Genomic DNA, 24,687 nt, shown 5'->3' with positions numbered 1-24,687 from the left:
GTCGAGGGCAGTCAATTTGGGAAATATGCAAAGCAACGCATAAACCGGTTCGTCACGCGCCGAAACAAATCACTGATTGTTTTGAGAAAAATGGCGCACCCGAAAGGATTCGAACCTCTGACCCCCAGATTCGTAGTCTGGTGCTCTATCCAGCTGAGCTACGGGTGCTTGCCTGTGTGCCGCTCGCTGCGGCGATGGGCGGTTGATAATCGGACGGATCGCTAAATGCAAGCGTCTTCTTAGAAAAAAATGTGGTTCTGTGAAGATTTCTTGTCAGGCCCCACATTTCCAGGCTTTTCGTTCAAAGTTGGCGCAACGGTAGATTGCCTAAACACTTTCCTCTGCCCGTTGGGGACTCCGGTCTCCGCGTTGCATCGGCAAATCGGGGATGCGAATCTCGAAATGTGCCCCAACCGGGCGGTCTTCTCGAAGCTCGATTGTCCCACCATGCGCGCGGATCAGTTCTTGCGCGATGGCAAGCCCAAGACCCGTGCCGTCACTGCGTGTCGATCCCTTGAATGCCGTGAAAAGATTGTCGCGTGCTTTTTGTGGCAAACCGGGGCCGGTGTCCTCGACACCGATGATTGCCGTCGTCCCGATTCTTCCGGCAGAAATCGTGAGTCGCTTGACGGTCGCGTCATCAATGCTCTGATCACGCTCCATGGCTTGCACAGAATTCCGGCAAAGATTGCTCAGCACACGGAACAACTGTTCCGAATCGACATTGAGTTCGAAATCCTCTGGAACAAGATTCTCGAACTCAACGCTGCTTTCTGACCTGGGGCTAAGGGTTTCCTGAACGTCAGCGATAATTGTGTGCAGCAGAACGCGACGCGGGCGCGGTGGTGCTTCTTGCGAGCGACCATAGGCCATGACGCTTTCGGAATAGCTGATCGCGCGGCTGAGAGTACGGATAAGTTTGGGTGCAAACCGCTGCACCATCGGGTCTTCGGTATCGGCAAGCCGGTCAGACATCAACTGCGCTGAGGCCAGAATATTGCGCATGTCGTGGTTGATTTTGGAGACGGCGAGGCCAAGATCGGCGAGATGTTTCTGTTCTTTGAGCGTTCTCTGAAGGTCGCTCTGAATATGCGATATCTGACGCTGGGCCACGCCGAATTCGTCCTTGCGGTTTTCTGGCACAAGGATCAGCGCAGGATTGTCAGGGGATGAGGCGAAATCGATCATGTTGCGATGCATGATACGCACCGGCCGCAACAGCATTTCGTGAATGATCAGGTAAATCAGGCTCGCCGCTATGACTGAAATGATGAGCGAGATAAAAGTCACGTTGCGCGCATAGACGAGCATAGCGTGTCGGAGGGGTGCATCCGAGGTCACGATTTCAATAATACGTCCCGGAGAACTGGATGGCGAAACCGAACCATAGATTCGTAGCGTTCTGTCTCCGCCGTTGAACAAGGTTCCGAATGCGTCCCATATGGCAGCTGCTTCGCTGATATTGTTGAGATCAATGACCTGGTCAATCTTGCCGGGTACTTCCGACATGGCAAGCAGGCGCGAAGCACCGGCTTCCCGCATGGCTATAGCTTTCGTGCCGGTTGCCAGAAGTACCTTGTCCTGAATGTCACGCGGCACATCCATATCGCCGCCTGCGGCGAGAACCTCGCTGACGGCGCCCACCGTATCAAGTCTCGAACTCATCCAGCGCACGCGCATATTGGCAACAGACGGGACGAAGATCAGAACTTCGGTGATCAGCACGGCAAGTGCGGTCAAGAGCAATAGCTTGCTCGAAAGCCGGTTTCGCCAGGGTAAACGTGTGAACTGGGTTGACGAGAGCCGTTCCGTGGTCGCAGTTTGGGAGGCCGCTTCAGGGGAAGGCGTGCCCGTATCTGTGGTCTTTTCAACAACCGCCATAGCCTGTGCTTCCAACTCAAGGTGAACCGGCCTGATTGCCGCGGTGCCTCAACCTGTGTGCCATCGAAACGCAATACATAAAGGTAGCCTCCTATATATGGAGCCGACCGATAAATCCAACAGCCTTTGTTCAATCGGTTAAGAACGAACCCGTTTCCGGGATATCTGTGAGCAGTATTACCGAAATTTAACTCGACGCCTTGGAATCGTACGTGCAAAGTCTTGGTTGGAAAAATTCATGGATCCTGATGGGTTGCATGATTTGCGCAATGTGAAGGCAATCATCATTCTGATACTATTTGCTGGCATTTTCCGCGCCCGACAAAATGGTTTCGAAAAACGAGGGCCGTCAGGTGGCGGTAGGCCTTGCCGGAGAGCTGAATGAAATCCTGGAAGCAGATTGCCTTGTGCCTGCTCATAGCTGTGGCCGCCGTTGGCGGCTGGTATGGCTATAAGAACAAGAATGATGTGGTGAAGGCCGCAGCAACCGGAGAAGAAGCGCAGAAAGGCGGAAGCGGGCGATCCGCACCACTCGTTGTTGTCGAGGCTGCCGGCGAAGAGACTATCAACAACCGTTTGACGGCTATCGGTTCGGCACGGGCTCTCAGCACTGTGTCGATAACCCCGTACTCCAGCGGTTACATGACGAAGCTTTACGTCAAGGCGGGCGATAGCGTGAAGGAAGGCGACTCGATTGCTGAACTTGACGCCGAGACGGAAAAGATCGCTGTCGCTAAGGCCGCGACGGCGTTGAAAGATGCACAGACGACACGCCAGCGCATCGCAAAATTGCGGGCGACGAACACCGCAACTGAAGTTCAGGTGGTTGAGACTGAGCTGGCAGTCGCGAACGCACAGCTTGCTTTGCAGGACGCGCAACTCGCCTTGAGCCGTCGCACGGTTCGTGCACCAATCTCCGGTATTGTTGGTATTCTTCCTGTCAACGTGGGCAACTACATTACCGCACAGACTTCTATTGGCCGTATCGATGACCGGTCAAAAGTGCTGATCGATATATGGGTGCCAGAACGCTTCGCACCGCAAATCAAGGTTGGCCAGCCATTGACTGCGGAATCGACCGCTTTCCCTGGTGAAACCTATAGCGGTGAGATCAACGCGGTTGACAATATGCTGGATGAAGCCAGCCGTACGCTGCATGTTCGCGCAGAAGTGCCGAACACGCAGGATCGTCTGCGCGCGGGCATGTCATTTTCCGTCACGGTTCTCTTTCCGGGTGATCGTTATCCTTCGGTCGATCCGCTGGCTATTCAATGGGGCGCTGACGGTTCCTATGTCTGGCGTGTTGAGGACGGTGTCGCCAAAAAAATTGTCGCTCGTATCGTTCAGCGTAATTCAACCAACATTCTCATCGATGGTCCGGTGAAACAGGGCGACATGATCGTAACGCAAGGTGTTCAAACCGTGCGTGATGATGCGCCGGTACGTGTAAAGGACGAGCAGGGTACGGCACTGGCTGATCCTGTTTCGATAACACGTACTGCAGGATGAGGGTAAGCGCGTGACTGGTCACAATTCCTCATCCAGCAGTGGCGGATCGACGGCGCTTTTCATCCGTCGTCCAGTTTTCGCTTTTGTTATAAATGTGCTGATCGTTGTCGCGGGTCTTGCAGCCTTCACTGGCGTTGATATTCGCGAACTGCCGGACGTTGACCGGCCTGTAGTGACAATCAGCACAGATTTCAGTGGTGCATCCGCTGAAACCATTGATCGTCAGTTGACACAGGTTCTCGAAAACGCAGTCGCGCGTGTTTCGGGCGTGAAATCTATTTCTTCGACATCCTCGTTCGAACGCAGCCGTGTCACGGTGGAATTTAACGACGGTGTAGACCTCAACGTTGCAGCCGCAGATATGCGCGACGCGATCTCTCGTGTCGCCAACAACGTGCCCGAAGAGGCAGATCCGTCACGCATCATCAAGGCGGATTCCAATGCTGATCCCGTGATGCGTCTGGCAGTTACGTCCGACACCATGTCTGTCGATGACATGACGGTTTTAGTCGAAGACCAGATACAGGATATCCTGTCAGCAGTCCCGGGTGTTGCTGACGTGCAGATCAACGGTGAACGTGACAAGATTTTCCGTATCGATATCATTCAGGCGCGCCTTGCGAGCTACGGTCTGACCATTGCCGATATATCCTCGGCGCTTTCTTCCATGGGCCTAGACGCTCCTGCCGGTTCATTGCGTAGTGCCGATCAGTCCATTGTGGTTCGCGCTACGGCCAATCTGGAAAAGCCGGAAGATTTTGAGAACGTCTACATCAACGGACGCACGCAGATCCGCGATGTTGCGACCGTCACGCTTGGGCCGGATATCGAAAGCTCGGCAGTTCGCTCTAACAGCAAGACGGCAATCGGTCTAGGTATTGTCCGTCAGGCACAGTCAAATACGCTCGACATCTCGGAAGGCATTCGCGCAGCGGTTGCCAATTTGCAGCAAACCTTGCCTGCGGGCGTGAATATCGCCGTTACCAGTGACGATGCGAATTTCATCAATGGTGCCATCCACGAGGTGGAAATCGCACTGATTGCGTCAGTGATCATCGTTGTGGCAATTATCTTCGTGTTCCTCTGGGATATACGTGCAACGCTTATCCCGGCCTTGTCCATGCCTGTCGCTTTGATCGGCACGATTGCGGCCATCTATCTGGCAGGATTCTCGGTCAATATTCTTACCCTTCTGGCTTTGGTGCTGGCTACGGGTCTCGTGGTCGATGACGCCATTGTTGTGTTGGAAAACGTTGTCCGGCGACGCAATCAGGGTATGGGGCCGCGTGCTGCGGCAGTCCTCGGCACGCAGGAAGTCTTCTTCGCCGTTATTGCCACGACGCTGACTTTGGCGGCAGTCTTCGTTCCAATTTCGTTTTTGCCGGGGCAGGCGGGTGGTCTGTTCCGTGAATTCGGCTTCGTGCTGGCAATTGCTGTTCTTCTGTCATCTGTTGTTGCGTTGACGCTTTGCCCCATGCTTGCCTCTCGCTTCCTCAAGGAAGGAAGTGGCGAAGACGGCGGCCACGGTCCGCTTTTCCTGCGTCGTATCGGCGGCGGGCTTGCGAACTTCTATAAAAAGACGCTGCACATTTGTCTGTCGGCGCCATTCGTTGTTGTGCTGGTGGCAATGCTTTTCGCAGGCGCATCCTTTATCGGCTACGGTCTGATCCGTCAGGAACTGACGCCTTCGGAAGATCGTGCCGTTGCACTGCTGCGCATCAACGGGCCCCAGGGCATCAGTGTGGAGTTCCTCCAGTCGCAGCTCGACAAGATTGAGGAAGCCGTCCAGTCTCTGCGCGATAGCGGTGAAATCATTACTACTTATGCCATCGCAGGTTCCGGCGGGTCGTCCAATAACGGCTTTGTTGTCCTGACGCTGGCACCGTGGAAGGAACGCGCGCGCAGCCAGCAGGAAATCATGGCTGACATTACCCAGCGCATCAAAGGCATAACCGCGGTGCGTATTTTTACTACCCAACCGAACAGCCTTGGTATCCGTGGTGCGGGCAACGGTTTGCAGTTTGCCATACTCGGTAGCGATTATGCCAAGCTACAGCCTGCCGCGCAGGCGGTCGTTGCTGCGCTGGAAAAGGATCCACGGTTCGTGCAGCCGCGACTGTCCGTCGAGCCGACCCAGCCGCAGCTTTCCGTCGAGATCAATCGCGAACGAGCATCCGATCTTGGTATCGACATTACAGGGCTTGCGAATGCTGTGCAGTCGGTACTCGACGGTCGCAAGATCGGATCGGTTTATGTCGGAGATCGCAGTTTTGATGTGAAACTCGTTGCCACCACCAACCCGATCAACGATCCGACCGATCTTGAAAACATATTCATGAAGACGACGGACGGTCGCTATGTGCCGATGTCGTCTATCGCTACGGTCGTTGAGAAAGCGGTTCCGCCACAGCTTGATCGCGAGACGCGTCAGCGCTCGGTGTCCATAACGACAAATCTGCGCGACGATTTCGCCTTGGGTGATGCCTATCAGGCGGCACAGGAAATCGCAGCGCCTTTGTTGCCGCCGGGAAGCCATATCATTCCGCTGGCGGAAGCTTCGACGCTCAGCGAAACATCAAGCGGCCTGGCAATGGTGTTCGGTTTTGCCATCATCATCATTCTTCTAGTGCTGGCAGCGCAGTTTGAAAGCTTTGTCAGTGCGCTGATCGTGATGGCGACGGTTCCTCTCGGGCTTGGTTGTGCGGTTTTTGCGATGCTGCTCACAGGTACGAGCCTGAACGTCTATAGCCAAATCGGTCTCGTGCTTCTGGTCGGCATCATGGCCAAGAATGGTATCCTGATTGTCGAATTCGCAGATCAATTGCGTGACAGGGGCTTGAGCGTTCGAGAAGCAATCGAGGAAGCATCCAACATTCGTCTTCGCCCGGTCTGTATGACGATGATCTGCGCCGTGCTTGGCGGTGTGCCGCTGGTTTTGGCAAGTGGCGCTGGCGCAGAAGCCCGTGTGGCTCTGGGCTGGGTCATTGTGGGTGGTCTTGGATTAGCAACGATTGCTACGCTTTATGTAACGCCGGTCGCCTATCTGCTGCTGGGACGCTTTACGCAGCCCAAAGCCGAAGAGGAAGCACGACTCGAAAGGGAGCTGAACTACGCCCTTAAAGGGAAGTCACAAAAGGGTGGCACGGCTGAACCGGCGGAATAGACAAAAAAGAAACCGGCCTTTTGGGGCCGGTTTTTTGCTGTTTTGAACCGGATCACTTCTTCATGGCGTCGGTTATCTTGGCTGTCCACGCGCCTTCCGGTTTCTTGGTGATGACGGGGTCGGAGCCACCGCCCAGAAGCGTTTCCACGGTGCGGTCGGCAGCCGCCACATCAAGGGTGCCATCGGAGCCGTCAACCAGCTTGCCGATTTCCTTGACCATACGTTCCTGAACCTCCTTGGTCTGAGCACCCGAAGCATCGTTGTCGAGTATGATATCAGCTGCTTCTCCAGGGTTCTCGGATGCGTATTTCCAGCCCTTCATTGAGGCGCGGACAAAACGGGCGAGCTTGTCGACCATTGCCGGATCATCTAGGCTCTTTTCCAGCACATAGAGACCGTCTTCCAGCGTGGCGACGCCTTGCTCTTCATATGGGAAGACCACAAGCTGATCGGCTGGAATGCCTGCATCAATCACTTGCCAATATTCATTATAGGTCATTGTAGAAATGCAGTCGGCCTGCTTCTGGATCAGCGGGTCGACGTTGAAGCCCTGCTTGAGCACGGTCACGCCATCCTTGCCGCCTTCGGTAGGAATTTTCAGATGGCTCATCCATGACAGGAACGGGTATTCATTGCCGCCGAACCAGACACCGAGCGTGCGACCCTTGAAGTCTTCCGGCTTGGTGATGTTGGTGTCCTTGCGGCAGGTCAGCATCATGCCGGATTTCTTGAAGGGCTGGGCGATGTTGACGAGCGGGACGCCTTTTTCGCGGGTCGCGAGCGCCGACGGCATCCAGTCAACCACAACATCCGCGCCACCACCGGCAATCACCTGCGGCGGAGCGACGTCCGGTCCGCCCGGCTTGATATCGACATCGAGATTTTCTTCCTCATAGAAGCCTTTGTCCTTGGCTACATAGTAACCGGCAAATTGCCCCTGCGTCACCCATTTGAGCTGCAAGGTCAGCTTGTCGGCTGCCATTGCCGAACTGCTCATAAGCGCGAGCGCCAGGCCGGCTGTTCCAAGGCATAAAGAAATTGCCTTTTTCATTTCAGTTCTCCTCTGGTTCTTTTTTATTGCGCGCATTTTGCCCGAAAACCGGTTCCCACTTTTCGGAATGCGCTTTGGTCTGCCTTATTTTTGCAGATGCCAATTATTCAGGCTTATGCCCTCCTGTATGAAGGGTGCCAGAAAGTCATTCTGCGCTCGATCAGCGCGATCAGCCCATAAGAGAGCGATCCCGCAAGAGCAGCTACAAAGATTTCAGCCCAGACCATATCCACATTCATGCGCCCGATTTCCGCAGAGATGCGGAACCCCATGCCGACAATCGGCGTGCCAAAAAACTCCGCCACGATCGCTCCGATAAGTGCGAGGGTGGAATTGATCTTGAGAGCGTTGAATATGAACGGCATGGCTGCTGGAAGACGCAGCTTGAACAATGTCTGCCAGTAACTTGAGCCGTAGGTTTCCATCATGTCCCGTTCCATTGCCCCGGTACTGGCAAGGCCCGCGACCGTGTTCACCAGCATAGGGAAGAAGGTCATGATGATGACGACCGCTGCTTTCGATTGCCAGTCGAAGCCAAACCACATCACCATGATCGGTGCGACGCCCACGATTGGAAGTGCTGCAGCCAGATTGCCGAGCGGCAACAGGCCTTTACGCAGGAATGGAATCCGGTCGGCGATGATGGCGGTTATGAAACCGAGGCCGCATCCCGCCACATAGCCGATGATGACGGCCTTCAGAAAGGTCTGTCGGAAATCCGCCCAGAGAATTGGTACGGACGCCGTTATGCGTGCCCAGATTGCTGATGGTGCTGGAAGGAGAACCTGAGGAATAGCGAAAAGCCGGACGGTTACTTCCCAGAGCAATAACATTGCGATGCCAAAGAGCGCTGGCACTGCGATATCCAGAAGCTTTTGGCCCAAAGGGTTACGGGTCTTGAGACTTGCGACCCAGCCCACAACCAGCCATGAAACAGCTATTAGCGCTATGACGGATAGGATGCCTGTCATCATGTGGCTGCTCTTTCCGGCTTTACACCCATGCGTCGGTTCACAAGCTGTGCCGCGACGCCAATCAGCGCAACCAGCACAGCAGCCATCAGAGCAGCGGCAACAAGTGCTGCCCATATCTGCACGGTCTGGCCATAGTACGAGCCTGCAAGAAACCGGGCACCAAGACCGGCAACTGCACCGGTTGGCAATTCACCGACGATAGCCCCCACAAGGCTGATCGCGACGGCGATCTGCATCGATGTGAACAGGAATGGCATGGCCGCAGGCCAGCGCAGTTTCCAGAACACCTGCGATCTTGATGCATTATAGGTGCGCATGAGGTCGAGATGCATCACATCAGGCGATCTCAGCCCTTTCACCATACCGACCGCAACCGGGAAGAAAGAGAGATAGGTCGAGATGATAGCCTTGGGCAGCAAGCCCGATATGCCAATGGCATTCAGGACCACGATAATCATCGGCGCGATGGCAAGGATCGGGATCGTTTGTGAGGTGATGATCCATGGCATCAGGCTCTTGTCGAGTGTGCGGGAATGAACGATTCCGACTGCAAGAAGAACCCCCAGCGCCGACCCAAGCACAAAACCGAGCAGGGTAGACGATAATGTGACCCATCCGTGATAGATCAGGCTGCGCTTGGAACTCGGTTTGACCCCAAAGACGGTTTTCCAGATTTCTTCAGCTACTTGATGCGGTGCGGGCAGGACCGGACGGTCCTGATGCATCGTATTGGCAACAAGCGTCGAGAAAGTGATTTCTGTCCCTGCGCGTGTCGCCTGATCACGCTCAAACGGGGCGTTGAGCACCGCCGCCAGGCCGTACCAAAGCGCAATAATGACTGCGAGTATAGTCGCCACGGGGATAAATCTGTCGTGCAGAAAGCCTTTCATGGCCGATCTCCAGCACGATGCCGTTGAAAAGCGTCCTTATTCATGGATGTGCCCCAAACGCAAACCCTCACGGACGCGGTGGGCAATTTTCAGGAACGCTTCGGACTCCCTGATTTCAAGTGGTCTGTCCCGGCCAAGATCGCAATCGATGATTTCATGAATGCGGCCTGGGCGCGGGCTCATGACAACGATCTTGGTTGAGAGAAACACCGCTTCCGGGATGGAGTGTGTGACGAAAATCACTGTTTTGCGGGTTGCTGCCCAAAGCTTGAGAAGCTGTTCGTTGAGGTGATCGCGCACGATTTCGTCCAGAGCGCCGAAGGGCTCGTCCATCAGCAGCATATCAGGATCGAATGATAATGCGCGGGCTATCGATGCGCGCTGTTGCATGCCACCGGAAAGCTGCCAGGGATATTTTTTGTCAAAGCCTGAGAGATTGACGAGCGCGAGGTTCTTTTCGATCCGCTCGCGCCGTTCTGCCTTGGAGAACCTCATAATCTCCAGCGGCAGGCTGATATTGTCTTCGATGGTGCGCCACGGAAACAGAGCGGCCGCCTGAAATACGTAACCATAGGACCGGTCGAGACGGGCTTGCTCCGGTGTTTTGCCGTTGACCGTGACAGAACCTGATGTCGGTTCCTCCAGGTCGGCCACCACACGCATCAGCGTAGTCTTGCCGCATCCCGAAGGTCCGATGAAGGAAACGAACTCGCCGCGCTTGACGGCAAGATCAATATTGGACAGCGCATGGACAGGTCCGTCATTCGTCTCGAAGACGAGCGACAAGTCTTTGATGTCGATCACTGTCTGCGCATTTGCCTCGCCCCTCTCCGGGGCCATGCTGTCATTCAAGTTCATGCGTGGTTCCCGAAGCTGGACGATGGCCATGTCTCAGACCCCTATCGGCATATGTTCGGCGCTGCGTTCCACCTTGCGCGGCGCAACGATTTCCTTCCATTGTGACAGCGCCCGATTGACGGCACCGTTCGGCTCGCGCTCGACGAAGCGCCCGTCACCTGGCTCTGCCGTGACGTGTCCCTTGTCGAAAGCGATACGTCCGCGTGAAAGCGTCGTCCTCGGCAGGCCCTTGAGCTCAAAACCTTCAAACACGTTGTAATCAATCGAGGAAAGCTGTGTTTGTGCAGAAACCTTCTTGATTGCCTCCGGATCCCAGATGACAAGATCAGCGTCAGCACCCGGCAGCACTGCGCCTTTCTGCGGATAGATGTTCAAGATCTTGGCAATGTTTGTCGAGGTGACAGCAACAAATTCATTTGGCGTCAGGCGACCAGTGCGCACGCCGCGCGACCACAACACAGGCATACGTTCTTCCAGACCACCCGTTCCATTCGGAATCTTGGTGAAATTGCCGATGCCGTAACGCTTCTGTTCAGTAGTGAATGCGCAATGGTCGGTTGCAACGCATTGCAGGCTTCCGGCCGCAAGGCCGGCCCAGAGACTATCCTGATTGACCTTGTCACGGAATGGCGGCGACATCACCCGGCGTGCCGCATAATCCCAATCCTTGTTATGATATTCGCTTTCGTCCAGCGTCAGATGCTGGATCAGCGGCTCGCCGAACACGCGCATACCCTTTTGCCGGGCGCGGCGGATCGCTTCATGGCTCTGTTCGCAGGAAACATGCACGACATAGAGCGGAACGCCTGCCTGATCGGCAATCATGATCGCGCGATTGGTTGCTTCACCCTCCACTTCCGGCGGACGTGAATAGGCATGGGCTTCCGGTCCGTCATTGCCTTCGGCCATCAGCTTGGCTTGTAACTGCGCAACGATATCGCCGTTTTCAGCATGGACGAGCGGCATGGCGCCCAGTTCAGCACAACGCTGGAACGATGCGAACATCTCGTCATCATTCACCATCAACGCGCCCTTATAGGCCATGAAGTGTTTGAAGGTGTTGATGCCGCGCTTCACCACTTCGGCCATTTCGTTGAACGTGCGCTCGTTCCAGCCGGTAATCGCCATGTGGAACGAATAATCGGTGCGCGCCTTGCCAGCCTTCTGGAACCACTCCTGAAGCGCGTCGAGCAGATTGCCCTCAGAATCGGGCAGCACGAAATCGACCACCATCGTCGTCCCGCCGGAAAGGGCAGCCGCCGTTCCAGTATCGAAATCGTCGGAAGAATAGGTCCCCATGAAGGGCATTTGCAGATGGGTGTGCGGGTCGATACCACCCGGCATGATATAACAGCCGGATGCATCTATGACTTCATCGCCGGAGAGATTGTCGCCGACAGCAACGATCTTTTCGCCTTCGATGAGAACATCGGCTTTAAAGGTGCGGTCAGCCGTGATGACGGTTCCGCCTTTGATGACCTTTGCCATTGTTCGTCGTTCCCCTTTTTGGTTTTGTTGCGAACAGTAGCAGTAGTGGATGGTTGTGAAATCAGCTTACAATTTCAGCAGTCTCCAATACCGCATGCAGAAGCACGTCGGTTCCCGCCGACGCCCATTCCTTCGAAATATCCTCGTCTTCATTATGGCTGAGCCCGTCCACGCATGGGCACATGACCATGGCCGTTGGTGCGACGCGATTGACCCAGCAGGCATCGTGGCCTGCGCCGGAAACGATGTTGCGATGGCTGTAGCCTAGCCGCTCTGCTGCATTGCGGATCGCCACCACACAACCATCATCAAAGGTCACCGGGTCGAAATGTCCGGCCACTTCAATCTCGATGCCGATGTCCAGTTCTGCGGCAATCTTCGGCGCTTCCTTTTCAAACCGCGTTTTCATGTCATCCAGCACATCCTGGTTGGGCGAACGGAAATCCACGGTGAAAACGATCTGACCCGGAAGCACATTGCGTGAATTGGGTGAAACGTCGATATGGCCGACGCCGCCAACTGCATCCGGCTGGTGGGACATGGCGATTTCGTTGACGAGCTGCAGCATCTTGCCGAGGCCAAGGCTCGCATTCTTTCGCATCTTCATAGGCGTAGAGCCGGTATGCGCCTCCTTGCCGGTTAAGGTCACCTGCAGCCACCACAGCCCCTGACCGTGCGTGACAACACCGATATCCTTGTGCTCAACTTCAAGGATTGGTCCCTGTTCGATATGAAGCTCGAACATCGCATGGATTTTGCGCTGCCCGACCGGTTCATCGCCTTTCCAGCCGATGCGCTCCAGTTCGTCTCCGAATTTCTTGCCTTTGGCGTCGGTGCGCTGATAGGCCCAGTCCTGCTTGTGGACACCAGCAAAAACACCGGATGAGAGCATCGCCGGGGCAAATCGTGTGCCTTCCTCATTCGTCCAGTTGACGACGACGATTGGCCGCTTTGTCTTGATATTCATATCGTTGAGCGTGCGCATGACTTCGAGGCCGCCGAGCACGCCCAGCACGCCATCGAATTTACCGCCCGTCGGCTGCGTGTCGAGATGGCTGCCCATATAGACCGGATCGGCATCCGTATCTTCGCCGGGGCGGAAGAAGAACATATTCCCCATCGTGTCTACGCCCATGGAAAGTCCGGATTTTTCGCACCAGCTCTGAAACAGTTTGCGGCCTTCGCCGTCCTCATCGGTCAAGGTCTGGCGGTTATTGCCACCGCGCACACCCGGGCCGATCTGGGCCATGTCCATCAGACTGTCCCAAAGACGATCGCCATTGACTCTAAGATTGCTGGTGAGCACCATGCGCTCTGCCTCCGCATTATGTATGTGCGTTTAAATTCGGGCCATTATACTTCTAGCCCGTATCCACCCGCCAATATATGTTCCCACGACCCGGCTCTTTGGCCACAATATTCTTGCCTTGCGGCCAAAAACTTGACTAGTTGGTCAAATTGCAGGCTAGAAGAGCGTTTGAATATGGTCAAGCGCTTTTGAAAAATTCTACACTGCTGAAAGGTGTCAAATGGCCACAGCTCCTTCAGACTCACGAACCGACACGGTTGAAAACGAGAAGATGTCGAACGACAAGTCGGAAGGCGCGACGCGCATTCAGGGTATAAATCGCAGGCTTATCCTCGATGCAGCGCTGGAGGTTTTTTCCGCCTATGGCTTTCGCGGTTCGACGGTCGACCAGATCGCCGAGAAGGCAGGCATGTCGAAGCCAAACCTGCTTTATTATTTCCCGCGCAAGCAGAATATTTATGTGACCGTGCTGGAAGATACGCTTGCCACCTGGCTGGAGCCTTTCGAACACATTAATCCGGACGGTGATCCGCTGGAAGAATTGCGGCGCTACATTGCTGTGAAGCTTGAAATGTCGGCGAAGAAACCGGAGGCTTCGCGCCTTTTCGCCAATGAGATACTGCATGGCGCTCCGGCGATTTCTGACTTTCTCAAAGGGCACCTGAAGCAACTGGTCGATGAAAAAGCGGCAGTCATTCATCGATGGATTGCTGAAAAACGCTTGGCTCCGGTCGATCCTTATCATCTGATTTTCACCATATGGGCGGTAACGCAGCACTATTCGGATTTTTCCGTGCAGGTCGGGGCCGTTCTCGGCAGGCGGTCGGAGGAGGCCGGTTTTTATGATGAGACGGCCAAAGCGGTGAGTGCCATTATTCTTGACGGAATCCGCCCACGAAACGAAAATTCGTCATCATGAAAACGATTCTTATTGCAGCAGCCATTGTCCGTGATGAAGCGGGCCGTTTCCTCCTCGTGCGCAAGCGCGGCAGCGAGATTTTCTTCCAGCCAGGCGGCAAGATTGATGCGGGCGAGCAGCCTGAAACAGCCCTTATCCGCGAAATCGAGGAGGAACTCGGCATTCGCATTGCCGAGAGCCAGTTAAGCTATGCTGCGAAAATGTCAGCGCCTGCAGCTAACGAGCTCGACGCCACGGTTGAAGCCAAGTTGTTTCATCTCACGCTGAAGGAAGGGCAGGTGCCTGCCGCTTCCAGCGAGATTGAAGAACTGATCTGGATCAAAGCTGGCGATCAAAGCCGTCCCGTTGCCCTGCTTTCGCAGAGCATTCAGGCGCGGTTTTCGGATGCAGTTTAAGCACTCTCGACGCGATTTCCTTCGCGATCGAACAGATGGAGATGCTGTGCCGGGAAGCTCACCTGAATGGAACCCTGCGCATGAAGCGCATCGCGATCCAGCGTGAAAATCTTGAACGGCAATCCATGCAGGCTGAGATGCAGAATAATGCCGAAGCCAGTCGGCTCGACCAGATCGACACCAGCCGTCAGACCTGCTGAATTCTCGATATGCACATGCTCGGGACGAACGCCGAGTGTGGCGTTCGCGCCATCCTTGAGTTTTACGGGCTGCGGCAATGCGATGAGCGTGCCGTCCTTGAGTTTCAGACGCGGGCCACTATCCTGTTCAAGATAGGTCACATCGAGGAAGTTCATGGCGGGTGAGCCGATGAAACCTGCCACGAAGAGATTGGCCGGGTGGTCATAAAGCTCAAGTGGAGAGCCGACCTGCTGCACCACACCGCCATGCATGGCGACGATACGATCGGCCAAAGTCATGGCTTCGATCTGGTCATGTGTCACATAGATGGATGTGGCGTTCAGCTCGCCATGCAGTTTCTTGATTTCGGCACGCATCTGCTCGCGCAGGCGTGCATCGAGGTTGGAAAGCGGTTCGTCAAAGAGGAAGGCCTTGGGCTGACGCACAATGGCGCGCCCCATGGCAACACGCTGACGCTGACCACCGGAAAGCGCTTTCGGGCGTCGTTCCAGCAAAGGCTCAAGGCCAAGTTTGGCGGCGGTCGATTTGATGGCGCTTGCGATCTTTTCTTTCGGCGTTTTACGCAGCCGCATACTGTAGCTCATATTGTCGGCAACACTCATATGCGGGTAGAGCGCATAGGACTGAAACACCATCGCAATATCGCGGTCTTTAGGTGCCAGTTCATTGACGCGCTTGCCACTGATCTGCACCTGACCGGCGGTGATGTCTTCAAGGCCTGCAATCATGCGCAGCAATGTGGATTTGCCACAGCCTGACGGGCCGACCAGCACGATGAATTCGCCATCTTTGATCTCAAGGTCAACGCCGTGCAGAACAGCATGTTCGCCATAGCTTTTGCGGACTGACTGAATATCGATGGAAGCCATAGGGAAAAATCCTTTCAGCCTTTGACCGCGCCAGCCGTGAGGCCCTGCACGAGATATCGTTGAATGAGGAAGAAGAAGAGACAGGCCGGGATTAGCGCGAGCACGCCCGCTGCCATCATCTGTCCGAAATCGACCGAGAACTTTGAGACGAAGCTCAAAAGCCCGACCGGGAACGTGGCTGAATCATTGCCGGAAATCAGCATCAGCGCGAACAGAAGCTCGCTCCACGCTGCGGTGAAAACAAAGCCGAGCGTTGCTGCAATACCGGGCAGGGTTAGCGGCAGGATGATCTGGCGGAAAGCCATGAACTGCGTTGCACCGTCGATCTTGGCGGCTTCTTCGAGATCCTTCGGAATGCCGTCGAAGAACGATTGCATCAGGAAGGTTGCAAAAGGCACATTGAATGCCGAATAGACGATGATGAGGCCGATCAGGCTGTTGGTGAGACCGAGCGGCGCCATGATCTTGTAGATCGGCGCGATCAGCATCACGAGCGGAAACATCTGCGTCAGCAGCATCAGCGCTACAATCCAGTATTTGGCACGGAAGTTGAACCGTGAAAGCGCATAGCCGGACAGCGATGCCAGTAGCGTAACGATGATAGCGGTTGAGCCGGACACGATCAGGCTGTTGCGGAAGAACAGCGGAAATGAGCTGTTATTCAACACATGGCTGAAGTGATCGAACGTCATGCGTGATGGCCAGAGCCGCACGCCTTCGCTGTAAAGCAAATCATTGGGCGTGACGGAAACCTTCACCAGCCAGAAGATCGGAAACAGCGCGAACAGAACAAACAGCAGAATGGCAATGCGATGCGCGCCGACAAGGAGGAGTTTACGGTTGGTCATGGCCTCAGTCCTTGCTCAGCAGCGTCTGGCGCAACAGCACGATGAGCATTGAATAGACCATCAGCAGGACAAGCAGGACCATCGCAATAGCCGAGGCGTAGCCGAAATCGAGCCGTTTGAAGGCCTGCGTGAAGATGTAGCTGGCGACGATCTGTGTCCGGTCGGCAGGGCCGCCACCGGTCATCACGACAATCAGATCGGCACTGTTGGCGATCCAGACGGTGCGCAGCAAAATGGTGATAGCCATGGTTGGCGCAAGGTAAGGAAGCGTGATCGAGAGAAAACGCTGCACGGGGCCAGCGCCATCGATCGCTGCTGCTTCATAAAGATCGCGCGGGATAGCCTGCAAGGCGGCCAGCATGGTGATGGCAAAGAACGGAATACCCCACCACACACCGGCGGTAATGATACCCCACATGGCCAGATTAGGGTCGGACAGGATGTTGTCTGGTGCGCTCAGAATGCCGATTGCATGTAGCCAGTGTGGCAGCGGGCCGATCACCGGATTAAACAGCCATGCCCAGTTAAGGCCGGTGAGGAAAGTCGGCACAGCCCATGGCAGGAAGATCAATGCCTGCGCAATGCCGCGTCCGGCAAATGGTTTGTCGAGCAGCAGGGCAAGAATAAGCCCGAACACGAATTGCAGCAGCACCGAACAGCCAGTCCACCAGAGTGTGTTCTTCAAGGAACGATAGAAAGCCTGATCCGTCGCAAGTTCGCGGAAATGATCAAGCCCTACATAGCCACCCGAAAACGGGTTAAGCAACTGAATGTCGCGAAAGGCATAGGAGACGCCGAGGACCAGCGGAACCAGCATGATGGCGCCGATAAGGATCAGTGCGGGGGCACTGTAGAGATAAGGTTCGGAGGCGTGCGCAAGTCGCTGCAGAAAGCTGCGGCGGTCCTGCCTTGGCACGTCGTTGCGCACCGGGGCCTTTATGGAAGCGGTGTCATTCATCATTTTTCCCTTCGCGGGGCTGCATCATTCGCTTCGCAGGCGCGGTTGTTCCACGCCCGCAAGCTGTTCATGGTGCTATTGCTTTGAAAGGTGCTTCTGTTGTGCCTTGGTCAGATATTCAGCCCACTGGTCGGCCAGCTGATCCGGCGTAATGTCACCGAGAAGCGCTTCCTGCGAGGTCTTGATGACGAGCGAATCCTTGAAGAAGGCAAATTCTTCCAGATAGGTCGGCATGACGGTCGGAACGACGTTCTTGTCAGCCAGTTCATCGAACCAGCCCTTGAACTGCTCGCCGCTATAGAACGGATCGTTCTGAGCAGATTTGAGAACCGGCAATGCACCGGTGCGCTTGTTCCATTCAATATTGCCTTCCGGACCTTCAAGCATCGAGATCAGCTTCCAGGAGAGGTCCTTGTTCTTGCTGGCGCTCATCATCGACCAGCCGGCAAAACCGATGGTCGGGAAGGTCTTGCCGTCCGGGCCCTTTGGCATGATGGTGACGCCGAAATCTTCCGGCTTCATGCGTTCGGCAATGGCGATCAGTGCATCCGGGTCTTGGTTGAGGAAGGCGCAGGTGCCGCTATAGAAACCGGCGACGGTTTCGTTGAAGCCCCAGTTAACGCTGTCCTTCGGTGCAAGGCCGTTCTTGTAGAGATCGACCATCCAGGTGATGCCCTTTTTCCAGCCTTCGCTGTTCATGGTCGAGGTGCCGTCTTCGTTGAAGAACTTATTGTCACCGGCCATGGATGCGGCAAAAATCACCCAGCCATTGAGGCCACCGGGGCCACCACGCATACAGAAGCCGGACTTGCCGGGAAGGGCTGCGATCTTTTTGGAGGCTTCGACAAATTCGTCCATCGTCTTTGGCGGCTCGGACACACCAGCCTCAGACAGCAGCTTCTTGTTGTAGAACATGGCGTTCAGATAGAAGCCGTAAGGCAGCGTATAGGCTGTGTTGTTGACGCTGCGGCCAAGCTCAAGCGCGCGCTCGGTCAGGTCTGGCGTGGTTTCCCACTTTTCGAGATATGGCTCGAGGTTTTCCAGCATGCCATTATTGGCATAGAGCGACACCCATGTGTCCGGCATTTCCATGACGTCAGGAATTTCACCTGCCGAAACCATGGTCGCGAATTTCTGGAAGGATTCACCCCATGGCAGCGAAATGATTTCGACCTTGGTGCCCGGATTGGCTGCCTCAAACTTGGCAACGATGGATTCAAGCGTCTTGGTGCGCTCCGGGCTGGTAATGACTTCAACAAGCTTCAGATTGGTATCGGCAAGCGCCGTACCGCTTAAAAGCATGGTTGCGAATGCGGCTGCTATTAGTTTTTTCATTACAGTTCCCCTTATTGCTCCTCACTAGATATTCGTTATTCGGTCGATGCTGCGAGCGCTCCTTCAATATCCCGCCACAGCGCTTCCGTTCCTTCCAGTCCGACATGCAGGCGCACGGAGCGCGGGTCGATGCCGAACGTATGTGCCGAATTTGGCTGTGCTTTCTGCTGCAGCACGACTTCGCCCGGCACGATCAGGCTTTCATGTCCGCCCCAGCTCACGCCGAGCTTGAACAGATCGAGATGATTGCAGAATTCGCGAATGTTCACGCCTTCCCGAAAGATGACCGAGAACAGGCCGGACGTGCCCTTGAGCCCCGCAGGCAGACGATTGGCGAGTGCCGGGTGGCAGACGGTTTCAACCACATCCAGCGCCTGAAGACGCTTCGCAATTTCCAGTGCCGAAGCCTCATGCGCCTTCATGCGCGTCGGCAAGGTGCGCATACCGCGCACCAGAAGCCACGCATCAAACGGTGAAAGCTTGCCGCCGAGATATGGATAGGTTTCTGCGCGGATTGCATTGATCAGCTCTTTCGAGCCCGTCACGACACCGGCCACGACATCGCTATGGCCACCAAGATATTTCGATGCTGAATGCACGACGAGGTCAACGCCAAGCGCCAGCGGGCGCTGGAAGATCGGGCTGGCCCAGCTGTTGTCGATGATGCTCAACACGCCATGCTGTTTGGCAATCGTTGCCAAGACGCCGACATCATGGGCTTCCATGACCCAGCTCGTCGGGCTTTCCATATAGAAGAGCTTTGCACCGGGCAGGGCTTTTGCAACCGCTTCCTCGTCACGTCCGTCGACATAATCGACCTGCACCTGCATACGCTTCACAATGGTGCCAAACAGGCGGAATGCATCCGGGTAGACATGACGTACCGCAACAATGCGATCACCGGGATTGACGAAGGCCAGCACACTTGAAGAGATCGCAGCCATGCCGCTGGCAAAGCCCAGCGCGTCTTCGCCGCCTTCGAGTTTTGCCAGCATTTCTTCAAATGCCCGCACGGTCGGATTGAGGCCGCGCGTGTAGATTGGGCGAACCTTTTCGCCGCGATAAGAGGCGACCATGTCGTCATAGCTTGGGAAGGTGAAAAGCGAGGTCTGCACGATGGGTGGAACCACGGCGTCGTAGGCATTGCTTTCATCATGAGCAACCGTAAGTGCTGCAAAATCCAGCGGATCCATCCCGTCGGTCATTTGGACATTTCCTTGATGTCTTCCTCGACAATGCCGAGGATCTTGAGTGTTTCCTGCCGTGCGGCTTCAGGGTCCTGAGCCACGATGGCGTTAAAAAGCGTGCGGTGGAACGGAAAGGTCCGCCGCGCGAAGTCGATCCGCTCGAACGGATGATCCCAGAAGTGCAAGAAGGCTTCACGCATCTGTTCGAGCAATTGTCTGAAAAGCGGATTATGGGTCGCGTCGTAAATGGCGAGGTGAAACGCCAGATCTTCGGGGCCCGACGTGCCTTCCGAGATGTGAACGCGTTCCATCTCATTGAGATTGCGTTCGATGATGACGAGGTCTTCCGCCGTGCGTTTGCGCGCGGCGACCATGCTGGCCTCGGCTTCGATGCCACGGCGCACTTCAAGCGATTGCAGCAATGCATCGCGCAATTGCGCGGGGTCGAATGAGAGAGGCATATGAATGGTTGCCGCCGAAATCGGCTTGAGCAGATAGGTGCCGCTGCCTTTGCGGGCTTCGATCACACCCAGAGCCTGAAAGTGCCGGATTGCTTCGCGAATGGTGGAGCGCCCCACGGCCAGCGCGGTCATCAATTCGCGTTCGGCGGGAAGGCGATCTCCGGCCTGAAGCTGCGCTGTCGCGATGTAGTTGGCGAGCGCATCCGTTACCTGTCGGGCGCGATCCATCGGCGGTAATGGAGCTATCTGCAGCAGCCTGCGATCTTTCATTCTACCTCCATTTAACAGATTGGCTCAGAGATCAGCCCAGAGTCTCTACGCGCAATCAGGTCAGAGCCGATTCCCTTATTGGTTCTTAAATTGGTCTGACATCATAGTAATATCGACAGGAATTTGCGGCTGTCAAGAACGGTTTATTTGCACGTGAATAGACTGTTCGCATGCGCATGCTTTTCCGATTGCGCTTCGGCAAGCTTGCTCCTATCAATCGGGAAAGAGGAGTGTGGCATGTTGCATGCCGCGATGGAGGAAATACCCATGCATTTGAATGCATCCGAGAAACGGACGCTTGGCCGTACCAGCCTGACTGTAACCGCGCTTGGTCTGGGAACCGCGCCTTTGGGCGGGCTTTATGCCCCGGTTTCGCGTGCTGATGCGGACGCTTTGCTGGAAGCCGGTTGGGAGAGCGGTATCCGTTATTTCGACAGCGCACCAATGTATGGTTATGGCCGATGCGAGCACCTTCTTGGCGATATGCTGCGCGAAAAGCCCGAACGCGCTGTCGTTTCAACCAAGGTCGGGCGTCTGATGACCAATGAACGCGCTGGTCGCACGCTGCCGCCATCGCCGCCAAAGAATCCGCTCGATTCGGGCTGGCATAATGGCCTCAATTTCCGTGAGGTTTTCGATTACAGCTATGACGGCGTCATGCGCAGCTTCGATGACAGCCAGCAGCGCCTCGGCTTTCCGGAAATCGATCTTCTGTATGTCCATGACATCGGCCGCGTAACCCATGCCGACAGGCATGAGTTTCACTGGAACGCGCTGACCAGGGGCGGTGGTTTTCGTGCGCTGACCGAGTTGCGCGCGGCAGGTAATATCAAGGGCTTTGGTCTTGGTGTGAACGAATGGCAGATCATTCGCGATGCGCTGGAAGAAGCCGATCTCGACTGCTCGCTTCTCGCGGGCCGCTATTCACTGCTTGATCAGGTTTCGGAAAAAGAGTTCCTGCCGCTAGCGCAAAAGCGTGGCATGGCGCTGGTGATTGCTGGTGTGTTCAACTCCGGCATTCTGGCAGCACCGCGCGGCGGAGAACGGAAGTTCGATTATGCCGACGCGTCTGATGAAATCATTGCTCGCACCAATCGCCTGCATGATATTTGCGATCAGTTTAATGTGCCGCTTGCCGCTGCCGCCATGCAGTTTCCGTTGAGGCATGAGGCCGTCAGCTCCATTCTGATCGGTGTACGTTCACCTGAACAGATCAGGCAAAATGTGGTCTGGTTCGAGCAGTCGATCCCGGATGAGCTCTGGACCATGCTTCGCTCGGAAGGCCTCATTTCCTGATCATGACTTCCAAAATTCTCTGTGTCGGTGCCCTCACAATGGACACCATTTTCCGCCTCGACACGCTTCCCGAACAGGCAGGCAAATATCTGCCGCGCGAAGCGGTCGAGATTGCAGCTGGCATGGCCTCGAGCGCCGCTGCCGCGATTGCCCGGCTTGGCGGGGACGTGGCGCTCTGGGCTTCTGCCGGGGTTGATCCAGTGGGCGATCGCGCCGTCGCAGAACTGGAAGCCGAAGGCATTGATTGTTCCTATATCCGACGGCTGGAAGGCGCACGCACGGCATTTTCTTCGATCTTCGTCGATGCGAATGGTGAACGCATTATCGTGCCGTTTTATGATCGCAAACTTGCGAGCCCGTCTGATCCGGTGCCGCCGATTGTGGCGCGAGCCTATGCGGCTGTAATGACCGATGTGCGCTGGCCATGGGCTGCTGAAACTGCGCTGCGTGCTGCGCGCGATGCCGATATTCCGGCCATTCTGGATGCCGATACCGCACCCGTCGAACTGTTGGAAACGCTGCTGCCGCTTGCAACTCATATTGTTGCATCGGAGCCTGCTGCCATCAGCGTCGCGGGCACGGCGGATTTGCGTGAATGTGTCCGTATTCTTGCCAATCGCTATGGTGTCTTCACGTCTGTCACGGCTGGAGTGGATGGTTGCTATTGGGCCGACGGTGCTGGTCAATCCGTTTCGCATGTGGCTGGTTTCGAGGTGGATGCAGTCGATACGCTGGCTGCAGGCGACGTGTTCCATGGCGCTTTCGCGCAAGGTCTGGTGGGGGGAAAGCCGATGACCGACATCATCTGCTTTGCCAATGCTGCCGCCGCCATCAAATGCGCGCGCTTTGGCGGACGTGCCGGTTCGCCAAGCAAAACAGAAGTTCTTTCCTTCATCGAAACCGGCGTTGTTCCAGTCCGATAAATTGAGCGTCTCCTGTCGTCCCCTCTCCCCTCCCTCATCATGAGCTGGTGCGAAGGACGAGGGGAGGCATTTGGTTCATTTTCCCTCGTCCTTCGAGGCGCTGTTTTCAACAGCTTCTCAGGATGAGGGAAGGAGAGGCCAGCGCTCGAATTCTGCATTCTTCCACGTTCTCCCAAAATCATGCGATTGCACACTGAACTCGAATTGACTCTTTACTAACATGTTAGTATGTGCAAGCTTAAAGTTCAAATTTGGGAGGAGCCAGTTTTGGCGCACAATCATTCAGGGCAGGAGCGTTTCGGGCTCTCTGCAGCGCTTACGACGCCATTCGATGCAGATGGCAAAATCGATGTCAGCCGTGCGCTGAAGCACGCACGCGCACGCCTCGACAGCGGCTGCTCAAGCGTAACCTTGTTTGGCACCACCGGCGAAGGGTCATCGATTGCCGATGCTGAGCGCGCAGCACTTCTCGACGCCTTCATCGCGCAGGGTTTCCCGGCTTCGAACATTGTTGTTGGCGTCATGGAAAACTCGATTGCCGATGCGGTCCTGCAGTCAGCCGATGCGCTGCGTCGCGGCTGCAAGGCTATTCTTCTGGCACCGCCTTCCTATTTCAAGAATCTCTCCGACGAAGGTCTGTTCAACTGGTTTTCAGCGGTGTTCAAAGGTCTGGGCAGCAATGCCCGCAGCATTATTCTCTACAACATTCCATCGGTTACCGCCGTAGAGCTTTCGGTCGATCTGATCAGCCGCCTGCGCGCAACTTTCGGTGACATCATCATCGGCGTGAAGGATTCGTCCGGTAACTGGGCCTATACGGAAAAGTTGCTTGCTGCGCACAAAGACATTGCGATCCTGATCGGCGATGAACGTGATCTTGCAGCCGGTGTGCGTCTCGGCGGGCAGGGTGCAATTTCCGGCATGGCCAATCTGTTCCCGGATCGCCTTTTGCGCATGATCAACGAGGGTCAGGACGATGCCGAACTGGTCGGCGCAGTACAGCAATTGCTGAACTATCCGGTAACGCCTGCGGTCAAGGCCATGGTGGCGCGTCATACGGGTGACAAGGAGTGGCGTCGCGTACGTGCACCGCTGATTTCACTGAATGATGCGGATTTCGATGCAATCGGCAGTGTATTCGACCGTTTGCATATGGCAAAAGCAGCTTAAGGGCGGCATAAGCAAACGGGACTAAGAGGGGACAGGCTTTGGCAGACGATCACAACGAACCAGTAAAATTGCGGGATAAGGCTTATCAGAGCTTCACCCAGCATTTGCTGGCGCGTGATTTTCATCCGGGCCAGTTCGTTTCGCAGCGCCAGCTCGTCACCATGACGGGCTTGCCACTGGGCGCGATCCGCGAACTGATCCCGCGCCTTGAGGCGGAAGGTCTTATCAAGACAGTGCCGCAGCGCGGGCTTCAGATCGCTCATATCGACCTCAATCTGATCCGCGAAGCGTTTCAGTTCCGCCTTTTCATCGAAAAGGAGTCGATTGCCATCTTCTGTCAGGCGGCTTCCGATGAGCTGTTGCGTTCGTTGCGCGCTGAACATGAAGACACTCTCAATCGCGCAATGAGCGAAGGTGAAACGCCGGAGCTTGAAGAACGGGCGCAGAATATCGACTGGAGCCTGCACGACACAATTGTCGGCTCGCTCGATAATGAGATCATCTGGCGTGCTTACCAGACCAATACGATCAAGATGCGCCTGATCAATCAGGAGCGCTTCCGCATCACCGGGCGTGTTATCCCGGTCATGCAGGAGCATCTCGCTGTCCTTGCTGCAATCGAAACACGCGATCCGCAGACAGCCATGGATGCCATCGCCGTTCACATCAACAATGCACGGAAGCTGGCTTTGCAGATTTAACAACCAGGGCCGCGCAAGAGGAGTTGCCGGG

Annotated in this window: 21 protein-coding genes and 1 tRNA gene; 8 read left to right on the top strand and 14 right to left on the bottom strand. The window is 55.6% G+C overall.

Annotated elements, in window-relative coordinates:
* Nucleotides 1-91: 91 nt before the first annotated feature.
* Nucleotides 92-168: transfer RNA gene (locus AAE521_RS06075), tRNA-Arg, on the bottom strand.
* 159 nt (nucleotides 169-327) lie between these two features.
* Nucleotides 328-1,881 (bottom strand): sensor histidine kinase, encoded by a 1,554-nt coding sequence (locus AAE521_RS06070; protein WP_071631916.1) that lies wholly within the window; start codon nucleotides 1,879-1,881, stop codon nucleotides 328-330.
* Between the two features lie 381 nt (nucleotides 1,882-2,262).
* On the opposite strand from AAE521_RS06070, the gene AAE521_RS06065 reads away from it, so the two are divergent.
* Nucleotides 2,263-3,390, top strand: coding sequence for an efflux RND transporter periplasmic adaptor subunit (locus AAE521_RS06065; RefSeq protein ID WP_071631917.1), 1,128 nt, complete (start codon nucleotides 2,263-2,265; stop codon nucleotides 3,388-3,390).
* Nucleotides 3,391-3,400: 10 nt separating this feature from the next.
* Nucleotides 3,401-6,553 carry an efflux RND transporter permease subunit gene (locus AAE521_RS06060; RefSeq protein ID WP_071631918.1) on the top strand — a complete coding sequence of 1,051 codons (3,153 nt, stop codon included), beginning with the start codon at nucleotides 3,401-3,403 and terminating at the stop codon, nucleotides 6,551-6,553.
* Between the two features lie 52 nt (nucleotides 6,554-6,605).
* Here the strand turns inward: AAE521_RS06060 and AAE521_RS06055 are convergent, their stop codons facing one another.
* The 6 genes from AAE521_RS06055 to AAE521_RS06030 form a co-directional block, all read right to left on the bottom strand.
* Nucleotides 6,606-7,604, bottom strand: coding sequence for an ABC transporter substrate-binding protein (locus AAE521_RS06055; RefSeq protein WP_010658166.1), 999 nt, complete (start codon nucleotides 7,602-7,604; stop codon nucleotides 6,606-6,608).
* A 113-nt stretch (nucleotides 7,605-7,717) separates the two neighbouring features.
* Nucleotides 7,718-8,578 carry an ABC transporter permease gene (locus AAE521_RS06050; RefSeq protein WP_010658167.1) on the bottom strand — a complete coding sequence of 287 codons (861 nt, stop codon included), beginning with the start codon at nucleotides 8,576-8,578 and terminating at the stop codon, nucleotides 7,718-7,720.
* Nucleotides 8,575-9,468 (bottom strand): ABC transporter permease, encoded by an 894-nt coding sequence (locus AAE521_RS06045; RefSeq protein WP_342060733.1) that lies wholly within the window; start codon nucleotides 9,466-9,468, stop codon nucleotides 8,575-8,577. Before AAE521_RS06045 ends, AAE521_RS06050 begins: the two co-directional genes overlap by 4 nt.
* A 36-nt stretch (nucleotides 9,469-9,504) precedes the next feature.
* Nucleotides 9,505-10,308, bottom strand: a complete 804-nt coding sequence (locus AAE521_RS06040; RefSeq protein ID WP_071632012.1) for an ABC transporter ATP-binding protein — start codon at nucleotides 10,306-10,308, stop codon at nucleotides 9,505-9,507.
* 51 nt (nucleotides 10,309-10,359) lie between these two features.
* On the bottom strand, nucleotides 10,360-11,814 hold the full coding sequence (gene hydA / locus AAE521_RS06035) for a dihydropyrimidinase (RefSeq protein ID WP_071631919.1): 1,455 nt from the start codon (nucleotides 11,812-11,814) through the stop codon (nucleotides 10,360-10,362).
* Nucleotides 11,815-11,875: 61 nt separating this feature from the next.
* Complete coding sequence (locus tag AAE521_RS06030; protein WP_071631920.1) at nucleotides 11,876-13,123, bottom strand: Zn-dependent hydrolase; 1,248 nt, start codon at nucleotides 13,121-13,123, stop codon at nucleotides 11,876-11,878.
* Between the two features lie 220 nt (nucleotides 13,124-13,343).
* Here AAE521_RS06030 and rutR point away from each other — a divergent pair, with 220 nt between their 5' ends.
* The gene (gene rutR / locus AAE521_RS06025) at nucleotides 13,344-14,042 is read left to right on the top strand and encodes an HTH-type transcriptional regulator RutR (RefSeq protein WP_012090679.1); all 699 of its coding nucleotides are present in this window, start codon (nucleotides 13,344-13,346) and stop codon (nucleotides 14,040-14,042) included.
* Nucleotides 14,039-14,437: an NUDIX hydrolase gene (locus AAE521_RS06020; protein ID WP_342060732.1), complete on the top strand. Its 399-nt coding sequence runs from the start codon at nucleotides 14,039-14,041 to the stop codon at nucleotides 14,435-14,437. Before rutR ends, AAE521_RS06020 begins: the two co-directional genes overlap by 4 nt.
* Here AAE521_RS06020 and AAE521_RS06015 read toward each other — a convergent pair.
* The 6 genes from AAE521_RS06015 to AAE521_RS05990 form a co-directional block, all read right to left on the bottom strand.
* Nucleotides 14,434-15,507 (bottom strand): ABC transporter ATP-binding protein, encoded by a 1,074-nt coding sequence (locus tag AAE521_RS06015; RefSeq protein ID WP_342060731.1) that lies wholly within the window; start codon nucleotides 15,505-15,507, stop codon nucleotides 14,434-14,436. The two genes, AAE521_RS06020 and AAE521_RS06015, sit on opposite strands and share 4 nt — an antisense overlap.
* A gap of 14 nt (nucleotides 15,508-15,521) precedes the next feature.
* Nucleotides 15,522-16,355 (bottom strand): carbohydrate ABC transporter permease, encoded by an 834-nt coding sequence (locus AAE521_RS06010; RefSeq protein WP_010658175.1) that lies wholly within the window; start codon nucleotides 16,353-16,355, stop codon nucleotides 15,522-15,524.
* 4 nt (nucleotides 16,356-16,359) lie between these two features.
* Nucleotides 16,360-17,313, bottom strand: a complete 954-nt coding sequence (locus AAE521_RS06005) for a carbohydrate ABC transporter permease (RefSeq protein WP_342060764.1) — start codon at nucleotides 17,311-17,313, stop codon at nucleotides 16,360-16,362.
* 75 nt (nucleotides 17,314-17,388) lie between these two features.
* Entirely contained in the window at nucleotides 17,389-18,648 is a 1,260-nt protein-coding gene (locus tag AAE521_RS06000; RefSeq protein WP_342060730.1) for an ABC transporter substrate-binding protein, read from the bottom strand.
* Between the two features lie 35 nt (nucleotides 18,649-18,683).
* The gene (locus tag AAE521_RS05995) at nucleotides 18,684-19,853 is read right to left on the bottom strand and encodes a PLP-dependent transferase (protein ID WP_342060729.1); all 1,170 of its coding nucleotides are present in this window, start codon (nucleotides 19,851-19,853) and stop codon (nucleotides 18,684-18,686) included.
* Nucleotides 19,850-20,566, bottom strand: a complete 717-nt coding sequence (locus tag AAE521_RS05990; RefSeq protein ID WP_342060728.1) for a FadR/GntR family transcriptional regulator — start codon at nucleotides 20,564-20,566, stop codon at nucleotides 19,850-19,852. Before AAE521_RS05990 ends, AAE521_RS05995 begins: the two co-directional genes overlap by 4 nt.
* A 267-nt stretch (nucleotides 20,567-20,833) precedes the next feature.
* On the opposite strand from AAE521_RS05990, the gene AAE521_RS05985 reads away from it, so the two are divergent.
* From AAE521_RS05985 to AAE521_RS05970, 4 genes are all read left to right on the top strand, one after another.
* Nucleotides 20,834-21,862 (top strand): aldo/keto reductase, encoded by a 1,029-nt coding sequence (locus AAE521_RS05985; protein WP_071632013.1) that lies wholly within the window; start codon nucleotides 20,834-20,836, stop codon nucleotides 21,860-21,862.
* Nucleotides 21,863-21,864: 2 nt separating this feature from the next.
* On the top strand, nucleotides 21,865-22,785 hold the full coding sequence (locus tag AAE521_RS05980) for a PfkB family carbohydrate kinase (RefSeq protein ID WP_071631929.1): 921 nt from the start codon (nucleotides 21,865-21,867) through the stop codon (nucleotides 22,783-22,785).
* 267 nt (nucleotides 22,786-23,052) lie between these two features.
* Nucleotides 23,053-23,955: a dihydrodipicolinate synthase family protein gene (locus tag AAE521_RS05975; protein ID WP_071631930.1), complete on the top strand. Its 903-nt coding sequence runs from the start codon at nucleotides 23,053-23,055 to the stop codon at nucleotides 23,953-23,955.
* A 38-nt stretch (nucleotides 23,956-23,993) separates the two neighbouring features.
* Nucleotides 23,994-24,656, top strand: coding sequence for a GntR family transcriptional regulator (locus AAE521_RS05970; protein ID WP_071631931.1), 663 nt, complete (start codon nucleotides 23,994-23,996; stop codon nucleotides 24,654-24,656).
* Nucleotides 24,657-24,687 lie beyond the last annotated feature (31 nt).

Source organism: Brucella cytisi, assembly GCF_038433355.1.
In the GTDB taxonomy this organism is placed as follows: domain Bacteria; phylum Pseudomonadota; class Alphaproteobacteria; order Rhizobiales; family Rhizobiaceae; genus Brucella; species Brucella cytisi.
This window is presented reverse-complemented; position numbering and strand designations above follow the sequence as displayed.